Annotated in this window: 13 protein-coding genes and 1 pseudogene; 5 read left to right on the forward strand and 9 right to left on the reverse strand. The window is 35.4% G+C overall.

What is annotated here, in order from left to right:
• Window positions 1–255: 255 nt before the first annotated feature.
• The 3 genes from MJ631_RS02065 to MJ631_RS02075 are packed head-to-tail and all read left to right on the forward strand — an operon-like array spanning window position 256 to window position 1,868.
• Window positions 256–711 (forward strand): DUF3168 domain-containing protein, encoded by a 456-nt coding sequence (locus tag MJ631_RS02065; protein ID WP_012481716.1) that lies wholly within the window; start codon window positions 256–258, stop codon window positions 709–711.
• A complete protein-coding gene (locus MJ631_RS02070; protein ID WP_007302803.1) occupies window positions 686–1,075 on the forward strand; it encodes a phage tail tube protein in 390 nt (129 codons plus the stop codon). The genes MJ631_RS02065 and MJ631_RS02070 overlap by 26 nt, the downstream gene beginning before the upstream one ends.
• A gap of 58 nt (window positions 1,076–1,133) precedes the next feature.
• On the forward strand, window positions 1,134–1,868 hold the full coding sequence (locus MJ631_RS02075) for a hypothetical protein (protein WP_214303365.1): 735 nt from the start codon (window positions 1,134–1,136) through the stop codon (window positions 1,866–1,868).
• A gap of 52 nt (window positions 1,869–1,920) precedes the next feature.
• On the opposite strand, the gene MJ631_RS02080 is transcribed toward MJ631_RS02075, so the two are convergent.
• From MJ631_RS02080 to MJ631_RS02090, 3 genes are all read right to left on the reverse strand, one after another.
• Window positions 1,921–2,295 carry a holo-[acyl-carrier-protein] synthase gene (locus MJ631_RS02080; protein WP_010401163.1) on the reverse strand — a complete coding sequence of 125 codons (375 nt, stop codon included), beginning with the start codon at window positions 2,293–2,295 and terminating at the stop codon, window positions 1,921–1,923.
• Window positions 2,292–3,551, reverse strand: coding sequence for a proline--tRNA ligase (gene proS / locus MJ631_RS02085; RefSeq protein WP_052264936.1), 1,260 nt, complete (start codon window positions 3,549–3,551; stop codon window positions 2,292–2,294). The genes MJ631_RS02080 and proS overlap by 4 nt, the downstream gene beginning before the upstream one ends.
• Before the next feature lie 106 nt (window positions 3,552–3,657).
• The gene (locus MJ631_RS02090) at window positions 3,658–5,355 is read right to left on the reverse strand and encodes a WH2 domain-containing protein (protein ID WP_262986587.1); all 1,698 of its coding nucleotides are present in this window, start codon (window positions 5,353–5,355) and stop codon (window positions 3,658–3,660) included.
• A 314-nt stretch (window positions 5,356–5,669) separates the two neighbouring features.
• Between MJ631_RS02090 and MJ631_RS02095 the strand changes: the two genes are divergently transcribed.
• Complete coding sequence (locus MJ631_RS02095; RefSeq protein WP_007302735.1) at window positions 5,670–6,164, forward strand: hypothetical protein; 495 nt, start codon at window positions 5,670–5,672, stop codon at window positions 6,162–6,164.
• 27 nt (window positions 6,165–6,191) lie between these two features.
• A complete protein-coding gene (gene dxr / locus MJ631_RS02100; protein ID WP_214303367.1) occupies window positions 6,192–7,367 on the forward strand; it encodes a 1-deoxy-D-xylulose-5-phosphate reductoisomerase in 1,176 nt (391 codons plus the stop codon).
• A gap of 150 nt (window positions 7,368–7,517) precedes the next feature.
• On the opposite strand, the gene MJ631_RS02105 is transcribed toward dxr, so the two are convergent.
• The 6 genes and pseudogenes from MJ631_RS02105 to MJ631_RS02130 form a co-directional block, all read right to left on the reverse strand.
• Window positions 7,518–8,414 carry an ankyrin repeat domain-containing protein gene (locus MJ631_RS02105; protein WP_019236312.1) on the reverse strand — a complete coding sequence of 299 codons (897 nt, stop codon included), beginning with the start codon at window positions 8,412–8,414 and terminating at the stop codon, window positions 7,518–7,520.
• Between the two features lie 68 nt (window positions 8,415–8,482).
• Window positions 8,483–9,241, reverse strand: a complete 759-nt coding sequence (pstB, locus tag MJ631_RS02110; protein ID WP_012481738.1) for a phosphate ABC transporter ATP-binding protein PstB — start codon at window positions 9,239–9,241, stop codon at window positions 8,483–8,485.
• The gene (dapB, locus tag MJ631_RS02115) at window positions 9,238–10,026 is read right to left on the reverse strand and encodes a 4-hydroxy-tetrahydrodipicolinate reductase (protein ID WP_214303368.1); all 789 of its coding nucleotides are present in this window, start codon (window positions 10,024–10,026) and stop codon (window positions 9,238–9,240) included. Before dapB ends, pstB begins: the two co-directional genes overlap by 4 nt.
• Before the next feature lie 215 nt (window positions 10,027–10,241).
• On the reverse strand, window positions 10,242–11,021 hold the full coding sequence (locus MJ631_RS02120) for a hypothetical protein (RefSeq protein ID WP_019236315.1): 780 nt from the start codon (window positions 11,019–11,021) through the stop codon (window positions 10,242–10,244).
• Between the two features lie 123 nt (window positions 11,022–11,144).
• A pseudogene (locus MJ631_RS02125) lies at window positions 11,145–11,609 on the reverse strand (hypothetical protein); the annotation flags it as partial.
• Window positions 11,606–12,398, reverse strand: a protein-coding gene (locus MJ631_RS02130; RefSeq protein WP_395460333.1) for an IS5 family transposase whose coding sequence is annotated in 2 segments (ribosomal slippage) — window positions 11,606–12,133 and window positions 12,135–12,398 — 792 coding nt in all. Because the reading frame shifts where the segments join, the coding sequence is not laid out codon by codon here. The pseudogene MJ631_RS02125 and the gene MJ631_RS02130, both read right to left, overlap by 4 nt.
• Between the last annotated feature and the right edge of the window lie 60 nt (window positions 12,399–12,458).

A 12,458-nucleotide genomic window follows, 5' to 3' on the forward strand; every position in this document is an offset into this window, starting at 1 on the left:
CAACAGATGGTGTCATCCGAGTAGCCCCTTCGATGTCATCCCAGTACTGGGATCCAGTTTTTTCATGATCATCAAAACGTTGTATTTTAAAATAAAACGGCTACTTTTATGCTTACCAACTTAATAAAATTCCTGGATCCCAGTACTGGGATTACAAGAAAGAGCTACTGGAACGACATCATTATAAAGTGAACCAGTGTCTGGGGATGGGATGACATCTTCTTGACAGATAATGTTCGTGCAGTAAGCACTAGGATGATACCATCTGTTGTACCTGCAAATTGCAATCTTCGTAAACGTATCTGTGAGATGGAAAAAATTCAAATTATAAATGAGTTGTATGATAGTATTTATGCAGCATTAAAAGCAAACTCTGATTTAAAGAAATATGTTACTAACATCTATGATTACCTGCCTAAGCAGGTTACTATTCCTTATCTGAGATTGCGCATAGTAAATTATGTTAACCTGCATATGCTATCTAATTTTGCTACAAAAGTAAGATTTTCATGCGACATATATACTTATCATATAAGCAGCATGCTTGCTGCTATAAAGCATGTTGGCTTGGTGGTAAAGAGCATTAGTAGTGAGACCATTTTGGAAAGTAATTGTGTTATAAATCAGCATGATGAAGTTTTACATTCAACAATTAATTTTGATATTTTAATACAAGGAGGTAGCGATGAGCAAATTACAGCTGAAAATTAAAGGTCATGACAATAATTTTGTTGTGCTGAATAATATACGAAACTTAAGGTTTACTTTGCGTAATAACAAAGAGGAGATGAAAGATATTTCCTCTTTTGGCTGGAGAAAAGTGCTTGATTGTGCTGGAAGTAGAAAGATTACAATAAAAATTAATGGCATTTTAAATTCAGTATTGGCTGATGAATTATTGCGTAATTCTGCAATGTTAAACTCTAATAATGATTATGAGATTAGTTTTAATGCTAAGGAGAAGATAAAACTCAGGTGTTCGGTTGAATTGTATGAGAGATATTATGATCCTGCCACTTTTGACAGCTTCACTGTAGTTTTAGCCAGTGCTGAAGTTGTGAACACTTTTCATTAGTGTTAATTTAATTTTTTCATATACAATAATAATAAGTGGGAATAAATTAAAAAAAATTATGAACGATGAGGATCTTTTCGAAGAAGGCGATGATAATGTTGAAGAGAATAGCGATGACAGAAGAGAAAGGAATTTGAAGAATGAAAATCAGCTTGAAGAGCAGTGCAAAGAGTATTTAAAACCTTTCGAGGATATTTTAAGTCAAATTGATGAAGGAGTTGATAATTTAGATAGTTACGAAAGGACTATGCAAGTAAAGCGAAGTATAGATAGGCTCATAGAAACCTTATATAGCCAAGCAGCATCTGAGGATATTGATGTAGAACTTGAAACCACAAAGCACACTCGCGATAAATCAGAATCCAAGAAAAGAGTTCTGGAAAAGAGAAAGAAACAACTGATGGAAGAGATCTTAAGTTTTCAACAACAAAAGGAGCTAATGAATAGTAGGGAAAAACATGAAGTAGCAAGTGATGGGGATGTTCAGAAGGCAAAAGCACGAGTGAAGTCTTCAATTAGGGGGGTGTTGTTTTCAGTTATTGCTCATAGAATGGATCCACGAAGGAGGGCAGGGGAAACTGCTGATGACAATGAAAAGCAAGCTCGTATGTACGGTAGAGAAGCAGTTGGTGGAGTTTTAGGTGGATTGTTCAAGGCGTTTTTAACTGCAGTTGCTGCTGTTGTGCGCGAAATTGCTAAACCACTTCAACATATGAATACACAAGAGACGTCTTTTGCAAAACAAGTTGAAGAAAGCAGAAACCAGGATTCACAGAAAGGTCGATCTGTGTAGGTCAAAGTATAATTTCAAAAAAATTTTTGAAATCATATGTACTAAACAATATCTACTCAACGCAAATTACAACAAACGCAGTAGCATAATCTTGATCATCACTTAGAGAAAGGTGTATCTTGTAGTCTTTCGAGATGAAATCCTTTGTGATAGCAAGATGTGGTTTTCCCCTGATAGTACTGTATATTTCTATATCTTTCATTATAATTCCTTGGCTGAATCCAGTGCCTAGCGCTTTAACAAAAGCTTCCTTTGCAGCAAAGCGTTTAGCAAAATATTTTGCTCTTACTTCTTGGCTATTATATTTTTTGCTTATCTCTATTTCCTTCTTAGTATAGACTTTATTGAGAAATTTTTCCCCGTATTTTTGTGATATTCTCAATATTCTGGGTATATATACTATGTCAGTGCCAATACCGTATATCATTTTGCGCTAAAACGATTTATTGCTTCTTCAACTTGTATTTCCTGTACCTCTCCAGTTGCCCTATTTTTTACTTCAACTATATTTGAAGTTACTGCTTTCTTTCCAATAATTATTTGCCACGGCAAGCCTATCAGATCCATTCTGGCAAATTTCACTCCTACACTTTCGTCCGTATCATCATAAAGCACTTCATCGCTTTTCAAAGCTTTGTATATTTTATCTGCAGCCTCCGTTACTTTTGTTTGTAAATTGATCAAACCAACTTTAAAAGGAGCTACTGCCTCTGGCCAGATAATTCCTTTATCATCATGGAAAGCTTCTATTATTGCGCCAACAAGCCTTGAAACTCCAATACCATACGAACCCATATGCATGTTAACATTTTTTCCATCTTGAGAAGTAACACTTGCCTTCATAGGTTTCGAATATTTATCACCAAAATAAAAAATATGCCCTATTTCAATACCCTTGCTAACATTTAACTGTTCTTGCGTTATAGGACAACTTTCAGGATCATGCATATCGTCTGCAACTGCATATATGCTCTTCAGGCTTTCAATATCTTCGCTTTCTAGTAATTCAAAAAGTTTATTGTCATAATATAGAGTGCTCTCACCGGTGTTTGCCAATATATGAAATTCATGACTTAAATTTCCTCCAATTGGTCCTGTATCTGCCCTCACTCCAATTGGAGTAAGCCCCATTCGTTTGAAGATTTTTATGTAAGTTTTATACATCAAATTATATGAATTCAGTGCACCTTCGTAATCTACATCAAAACTGTATGCATCCTTCATCAGAAATTCCCTGCCTCTCATAACGCCATAACGAGGTCTTACTTCGTCACGAAACTTCCACTGAATTTGATATAAACAAAGTGGTAAATCTTTGTAACTTTTTACCGTATTTCTAATCAAATCAGTTACCACCTCCTCATGTGTTGGACCAAAAAGCATATCGCTTTCATGCCTATCTTTAATACGTAGCATTTCTTTGCCGTAATCATCGTAACGTCCTGACTCTCGCCAAAGACTTGCTGGCTGCACACAAGGCATCAACACTTCAATCGCACCAATTTCATCTCTGATAATATTTTCAATATTTTTAAGTACCAAAAGACCAAGCGGCAGCCAAGAATAAATTCCAGATGCTGTCTGCTTGATTAAGCCCGCACGTAACAAATATTGATGAGAAATAATTTCAGCACCAGCCGGGGTTTCTTTTAAAGTTGGCAGGTAATATTGAGATAAACGCATTTGATAAATCTGATTGTACTAAGCAATCTTAGTACAATCAGGCCTTTAGGTAAACTTATTTTAAAAAGGAAGGAAAGTGTATGGTGCTTTTCTTGACATTTCCTTATTATTCAAATCTCTTTCGGATTTCCTGAACAGAAACAGTAGACGATTCTTGCATCTCACTACTTGCTAGCTCCACAGTATTTGTTTTTGTTGGAGAAGAAGCTTCAGATTTCGTTTTTGAATTAACAGGCTTAGGCGATATCGGTGGCTTCTCTGCCTTTAGTGTAGAACGTGGTGGAGTTGTGGATTTAGGTTTTACATTATCATCAGATTCATGACCACTGTCAGAACTATCCCTTCTTTTTTTATTGTCTAGTTGAGGGTTTAGAGGTGTTGAATATGTACTTTCATTATCGCTCCAATCTTGTTCATACTCTTCACTACTGCTACTCGATACACTACTACTACGACTCCGTGGTGGTGGGATCATAGCTGACATTTTATTGAATGCCCCGTCCAGGTTACTTGGCTGTTGTACGTTGTCCTTATTGTTAACATGTTTCAACTTAAAACGTCCTTCTCTTATCTGCGCAAACAGAGCAGAACGATCATGCTCAGATTCATTAGCATTTTTTGGTGCACAATTCTTAGGTTTCTCCGTACACTTGGAAGCTGTAGGAGGAGGAGGCTGAGATGGTAGTGGTGCAGCATTTTGTGGCAATGGAGGAGGTGGTGGTGGCGGTGCACTGGGTGTTCCAGACATTACTGGAAATGATGGTGTAGGAGTATTGCTATGTTCAAGTTCTTTTGCTTTCTGTAAATCTTGTGATTGGTTTTGACATACTTCGTTGTTTTGCTGTTGTACGTCGTCCTCTCCATCAGTTGCTTTTCTTCGTTTTTTGAGCCTTTCGTGCAAATCAGCCATCAAATCTCCACTTCCTTGTTGCTTGCCACCTCCTGAGGGTATGGATTTATTATTAGCATTATTCTTTAGAGTAGGTGATGTTGGTGCACTGGATGTTCCAAGCGTTACTGAAAGTGATGATGTATGAGTATTGCTGTGTTCAAGTCCTTTTGCTTTCTGTAAATCTTGTGATTGTTTTCTACCAGGATCAACTCCTTTCTCGCTGTTTATTGCAGAAAGGTATGAATAGATAAGATATGCAGCTAAGCTCAACATAACCGATGCAGAAACAAAAGCAATAACTGCAGAAGAAACTGGCACTGCAGCACTACTTAATACTGCTGAAATGATAAAATACGTGCATACTCCAGCTACAGGACCGGATGTACACAATAACAAAATAGCAATTGAATATTTTAAGGCAGTTGCCTTTTTTTGTTCTGCTACAGATGACTTTTGATTTTCACTATCAGAGTGTACACCATTATGTTGTTCAGTCATAGGTTTTTTCGGCATAACCTGTTTAGTATTGCTTCTATCATTTTTAGTTTTGTCACTCGCATTATCTTCTTCTTTATGATTGAGCGCTATTTCTGGATTCTTAACATGAATACTATTCTTGCTTCCTTTATCTGCAGTTTTGTCACTCGCATTATTTTCTTCTTCTTTCCTGTGTTTTATCTTATTTTTCAACTCTTCAAACAAATTTGGATTAGTAACCTCAGATCGACCTCTTTTTAATTGAGTGCTATTGCTGGTTTTTGATGGAGTACTACCAAGAGTGTTTTCATTTTTATCGTTATTTTTCGCTGGCTTCCAATTTTCTCTCCAATCTGCAGGTGGTAGAGGTGGGGGTGGGGGTGGTGGCGGAGCTGATGATGGTGTGTTACTATTAGATAAATCATTAGTAAGCATTTTTCTTCCTTATTATTAATATTATATTAATAATAATTAAATTATTAGTACTTGTCAATAATTTATGAGTAAGTTAATACTAAGATAATATATAATAAAAAGAAAAGAGAGAGGAGCAGTCTTCTAAGAAGAAATAGAAGCTGTTTTAAACCTCAAGTCATCACTTTGTTACTACAGCACATTATCGATGTTTTGGTATTCAGAATCATAAAAATAGCTTAGTGTTAGCTATTTTTATAATAACCTCTCTTAAACAATTGATATTTTACAGTGTTTTTGGTAAAATAATAGCTTAAGGCTTAGAATAAAAGTTTATGAGTGAAGCACAAGGTCCAAATATTGCAGAATGGCAGGCACAGCAGCAACACCAGGAAGCCGCTAGTGAGAAAAGTGGTTTCGGTCTTGGTCATAGTGACTCTGTTGCAACAATTGTGGATGGAATGAAGTGGATGTTCAACTTTCATGAAGGAGCAATTGCTGCTTATAATAATGTGTTTGAAGGTTTGGTAAGTGGTAGCAGTCTAGTAACGTTATTTGGGAAATCAGGTAATATGTTTGGCATAAAATTTCTTGAAAGTCTTGCTGAATATTTTTCAGGTGGAGGTGGAGAAGATATGCCATCAGAAGGAATGGGTATGGACTACGGTGATGAGGGGCATCATCCGGATGATTATCCCCACGCTAGCAATGAAATGGCTCATAGTGCTGATGGTTTGCATGATATGCATGATGCAGGTGATCATCATGGCCAATCTTTTTCACCTGGTCCTTCACCATCTGTTGGTGATGATCATGAGCTTGGTTACTAAATAACTAAGAAGATTTTATTGTAATTAGTGAAAAAAGTTTCAGTTTTAGGATCAACAGGAAGCATTGGAAAAAAGACTGTAGATTTGCTCTTAAAGAGAAAGGAAGAATATCAGGTGGAAGCACTAAGTGCCAATTCTAACTTTGCTCTGCTAGCACAACAGGCAAATCTACTTAATGCAAAATATGCTGCCATTTCTGATGAAAGGTTCTACAAAGATTTAAAAGAAGATCTACTTGGTACAAACGTCAAAGTAGAAGTTGGTGCTCCAGGTCTAGCAAATGTTGCTTCTCTACCCGTTGATCTCTCAGTTATTGCAATAGTTGGCATCGCAGGCCTTGAGCCAGTTATAAAGGTTATAGAAAGCGGTACTAAAGTTATTGCTCTAGCAAACAAAGAGAGTATTGTTTGCGGTGGTAAGTTACTACTTAAAAAAGCTAAAGAAAGGAGCGTACAAATAATTCCCATCGACTCTGAACACAACGCAATTTTTCAAGTTTTGCAAAATGATGATAAATGTGTAGAAAAGATTATACTCACTGCCTCTGGTGGACCATTTTTAAATTATAGCCTTGAACAATTAAGAAATATCACAGTAAATCAGGCACTAAGTCACCCTACTTGGAAAATGGGAAAGAAAATATCAGTTGATAGTGCAACAATGATGAATAAAGCACTAGAAATAATAGAAGCACATCATTTGTTTAAAATTAGCCCAAATAGAATTGAAGCAGTAGTGCATCCTGAATCGATAGTACATGGAGTTGTAGTTTACCAGGATGGGTTTAGCTTTGCTGTGCTTGCAGAAACTGATATGGAAATTCCCATTGCATATGCTTTGTCTTGGCCAGAAAGATCAACTTTGAACTACAAGTTAGACTTAACAAAACAAAAAAAATTGACCTTTCAAGAACCAGACCACAAATGTTTTTCTTCACTAAAGCTAAGCATGGAAGTGTTAAATTCTTCTTCTCCACATACAAATAGTATTGTTTTGAACGCTGCAAATGAGATAGCTGTTAACGAATTTTTGAAGTCACGAATCGGCTTTTTAGAAGTAGTAGAGGTAGTAAAATCAACAATAGAAAACTTTGACAAGTACTCTGATATTAACTCACTATCCGACATAATAAGTGTCGATTTTGAAAGCCGTATTCTTGCCAATGAAATCATAAAAAGTAAAGGTATCTGTTCAGCAGAGTGATAAAATAAGGTAGACGAGAAAAGACAACTAAATGGTCAAGTAGCCCCATTTCATACTCCTGTCATCCTAGTAGCTGACACTGGGATCCAGAAAAATTTACAAGTAAACTGAGCTTATGCTAAATTCAATGAGATTAAATGAAAACCAGCATCAAGTGCTGGAATGACACCTTACCTGAACAGATAAATCACTAGCACGTTCGTTCACAATAACTTGAGAGAAGCTTACATCATTAATAACTGTATTTGCTCTATACAGAAAACCACATCCTATTGCAAAAAAAAGCAACGAAGTTGCAGCAAGTGGAACTGGGTTGTCAACTACGAAACATAGACCAACAGCAAATACTCCAGATAACAAAAAAGCACAAGCATAATTAGTTTGTTTCCTTTTTTGAGCGACTGCTTCTATCTTTAGGAATTCTGGTTCTATTGCTTTCTTGACATGTCCTGCAATACAATTTCTTGGACTTTTGTTTTCATAGTTTTTAATATTAGGTTTGATATTTGGATGTGTAAGTAATATTTCTATCATGTTTACATTTCCCAACTTGCAAGCAATGTGTAGAGCTGTATTTTTTTCCTTCTTGCCGGTCTTAATTTCCTCCTCTGCACGAGCATAATTTTGAGGTATAAATCCTTCATTAACAGGTTGTGAATTGTCAAGGTATATGCAGCGAAGATATGGACTCCTATCTACTACTTCTCTCTCCTCAAATTCGTAAACTGGATAACCATCATGTTCCTTTGGTCTTCTCTCCATAACAGCTTGCTTGCTTTTAATATTTACATCAATTTTTTTATGCTGTACAAGCAACTTAGCCATAAGCTCTAAATATTGATGTTCCTCGTTATTACTAGTAACAAAAGCTGAAATAATGCACATCAAAGGTGTCATTCCATCTTCAAAAGCATTAACATTCGCTCCTTCTTTCAATGCTTGTTGAAAATGATTCCAAGCTTCCTCAGGTGTTATTCTTTCACCACTAGCATTTTGAAATTCAATAGCTTTAAACAACTTTTTTGTTGCTTCACTTGTACTAAACATTTTAACCCCCTATCACAATAAACTTGATAAAATTATACATAGAAAAAATTAAAATATCAATTATTAAGCTAATGATCCAGAATATACTCCTTCGTTAAAGGAGACTGAGCATTTTCAAAGATTTCTTGAGTACTTCCGAATTCAACAATCTTGCCATTGCAAAAGAAAACTATGCTGTCAGATAATTTTTTAGCTTGCTTCATCGAATGAGTTACCATAATTATGGTGAACCTCAATTTTAACTCTTGTATAAGGTTTTCGATTGCGTTGGTTGCCATTGGATCAAGAGCAGAGCATGGTTCATCCATTAATAAAATAGTTGGCTTTACTGCAATTGCACGAGCAATGCATAATCTTTGTTGCTGGCCACCAGATAAATTTAGTGCACTATCTTGCAATCTATCTTTCAACTCTTCCCATAAACCAACCTTAGTTAAACTACTTTCTACTATTTCATCTAATTTTTGCTTATTTTTCACCATGCCATGCAATTTAGGCCCATAAGCAACATTATCATATATTGACTTTGGAAAAGGGTTGGGTTTTTGAAATACCATACCAACTTTTGCTCTGAGCAATACAACATCCATATCACGTGAATATATATTACCCAGCCCATCGATTACCAGCTCACCGGTCGCTTTACATCCAGGTACGTAATCATTCATACGATTAAAACAACGCAAAAATGTCGATTTACCGCACCCAGAAGGTCCGATAAAAGTTGTGACTTTCTTTTTGCAAATATTCAAATTTATATCGAATAAAACTTGTTTAGAGCCATACCAAAGATTTAAATTTTTAACGAAAGCGTATTTATCGTTCATACTAAATCCTGCATTGAATAAAGTCCTGGAGTTTTATTCTCGCACAACCATATTGCTGCCTGAACCGCCCCTCTAGCAAACGTTGTACGATCAATTGCCTTGTGATTTAATTCTACTCGTTCATCGGAATTGACAAACATGACACTGTGATCTCCTATTACTCCACCTCCACGAGATACTGCAAAGCCTATTCCTCCTTTCCCTCTTATATTTGAATTATTATGTGAATATTGATTGAGCTCAAAATCCACTTTTGCAGCGTTAGCAACTGCTTTACCAAACTCTATAGCTGTTCCAGATGGTGAATCCTTTTTTAAATTGTGATGCATTTCCCAAATTTCAACGTCATACTCATTACCTAAAAGCTTGGCAGCTTCTTTTACCAATTTCAGCAACACATTAACTCCTATACTCATATTTGCTGACCATAATATTGGAACTTTAGCAGCATAGTCTTTTAAATTTAGACCTTCTATTCCAGTTGTGCCACTAACTAGCGGTTTTTTAAATTTCACGGCCGCCTTAAGGCAGTCTAGCATACATTCTTTAGTTGTAAAATCTATTACAACATCGGACGATTCAAATACCTCACTAATAGAACTTGTAACTTTGATTCCTAAATTGCAATTATTGCCTACAATAGGCCCAATATCTAAGCCTATATACTCACTGCCCAAGCGAGCAACAGCACCTGCTATTTCCACTTTGGTATTCGTAATTAATTCATTGAGTATTTTCTTACCCATTCTGCCTAAGCAGCCTATTACTCCAACTCTGATTTTCATAAAGCTTTTTCCACTATGTTAGGCTTTTTTTGAAGCTTTGTCATCTTTATAAGCTTAGCATATTTAGCCTTACACTGATAAAACTATAGCTATACATCGATGAATCTATTGAAAATTGATACGAAAAATTGTAATTAGTCAATTTTCTCCTATGGAGAAAACTTATAAAGAAAAAAAGAGCACCAAAGGAGGTGCTCTTTTGTGAAGGGTTTATTTTAATAATAACCGTTTCTTACTTTGATCGGATTAGATATTTGTGCTTCTGGCACTTCAACTGTTGGACTTGGTTTTGTACCTTTTTCATCTTGTTGTGCCGCAATAGGATTATGCTTATCCAACGCTGTACCTTCAAACGGCTGATTAGATATAATACTATCTACTTTAATCTCTGTTACATCATCTTTCAATCCTAACATTTCTTTTATATTGTAGGCGTTATCTTTTTTACTCTTAATTTTATTAAGATTTAAATACTCGCCATTTTCATTCTTTTTTGTTACTTCTTCTATAAGTACATTTTTGATCTCACTAAAGCCCGTATCATTACCAACGATTTTATATTCATTTTTACCGCACTTTACATATACAAGTAGTTTTTTCAATAAACTAGATTTAGCACTGAGACAATTGAGATTTTTATACTCTCCTTCTGCTAAAGGTTTCTTTAATGAAAGAAAGAATTGGTTATCCTCAAATTTAATCTCACCTACCGCTTTAGGTTCATCATTTAATCTTTCTGGAAAATTTTCTGCTGGCTCGACGTTTATATCTGTTTTAGATACAGATTCTTCAGTCTCATTTTGCATAGGGGTGCTAACAGTTGGACTTTTATTTACATTCTCATCTGAAGGTCTCTTTGGTGATATATTTTTTTGAGCAGCATTTGCTTTACTGCTAAATAACCAATTCCAACCTGATGAAACTTTTTTTGTAATCCATGAGATTCCTGTACGATAAGCAATCGACTGAAAAAAGTTTTTTATACTTTCCCACATACTTTACTCCTTAAATTAATAATTTAATTATTATATATAAAATTTAATTTGTCAATTTTCCCTATGAATAAAACTTATAAAGAAAAAAAGAGCAACAAAGAAGATGCTCTTTTATGAAATTAACTAGCAAGAACAATTATTACTCGCAAGCTTTTCTTCAACTATTAGTCGAATAAGTAACGAATTTGGTACTACTTCATCGCAAAGCAATCTTCTTATTTCTGAGCTTCTTGCTTTTGATAAGTAGTTAGATAATTCTTGAGAAAACTTCAATCTTGCTTCTTCTGGAATAAAAAATGCATCATGAAAATCATCATCTAATTCCTTTTCTGCATCATAAAACTTCTCTTGTTCATTATCCTCATTATTAACCTCTTGTTGTATTATCTTGTGACTAGCATCAGTATTATGCTCATCTTTTTCTTTATGTGCATTAACTAATAGAGATTTATTACAGTTAGCGTTCTTTGCTTCCAGACTAGTAGTTTCTGAACTTGGCACGCCATTATTTGTTGGCGCTTTAAAACTTTCAATAGAATCTATTACAACAAATGTTGAACCTTTCTTGAAGCCTAAGAGCCTGTTCATAATCTTTTCAGGAGTAAAGCAGTAAAGGCTAGAACAACCATTTGCAGGCTAGTATTGAGTTTCCGCTCGCAATTTTTCCACAATCGCCTACATTTTTCCAACCAAGCAAAAGATCTCTCAACAACCCATCTTTTCGGCAATACAGCAAAGGTGTGTAATTCGCTGCGCTTTATCACTTCAACAGTTGCTCCAATAATATCTTTTATTTGAGTTGCAAATTTTTCTCCCGTATAACCCGCATCAACCAGTATATTTTGGACTTCAGAGAGGTTTTCTCTTGCATTTTCGATCATTTTTACAGCACTGCTACGGTCAGTTATTTCTGCTGTTGTGATATAAATTGCGTGTGGTAAACCTTCAGTATCAACTGCAATATGGCGTTTTATTCCTGAAATCTTTTTACCAGCGTCGTAGCCCTTATTTTGAGCAGTATCTGCATTTTTTACGCTCTGAGCATCAATTATACAGAAACTGGTTTTCTCTTTCTGACCATTGTTTTGTCGGACCACGCCAACTAATTTTTTTTAACACACATTCCAAAGTACTTTTTTTGTCTTCGCTTGGTTTTTCACTCCATTTTTTAAAGTAGTCGTAACAACTTCTCCATCTTGGGAATTCTTGTGGCAACATTCTCCACTGGCAGCCACTTTTTAAGACATACAATACTGCACAGAATACTTCATATAAATCAAGCTTTCTTGGCTTTGTCTTTCTTCTGCAGGACTCTAGATCTGGTAGAATAATCTTGAATTTTTCTCGACTTATGTCGCTTGGGTATAAACTTCTCATATATCCTAATCTATATTCACTATCTCTTAATTTATCCTTTTCTTGAGATCATGTACAGGT

The organism is Wolbachia endosymbiont of Oryzaephilus surinamensis, assembly GCF_025617515.1.
Taxonomy (GTDB): Bacteria; Pseudomonadota; Alphaproteobacteria; order Rickettsiales; family Anaplasmataceae; genus Wolbachia.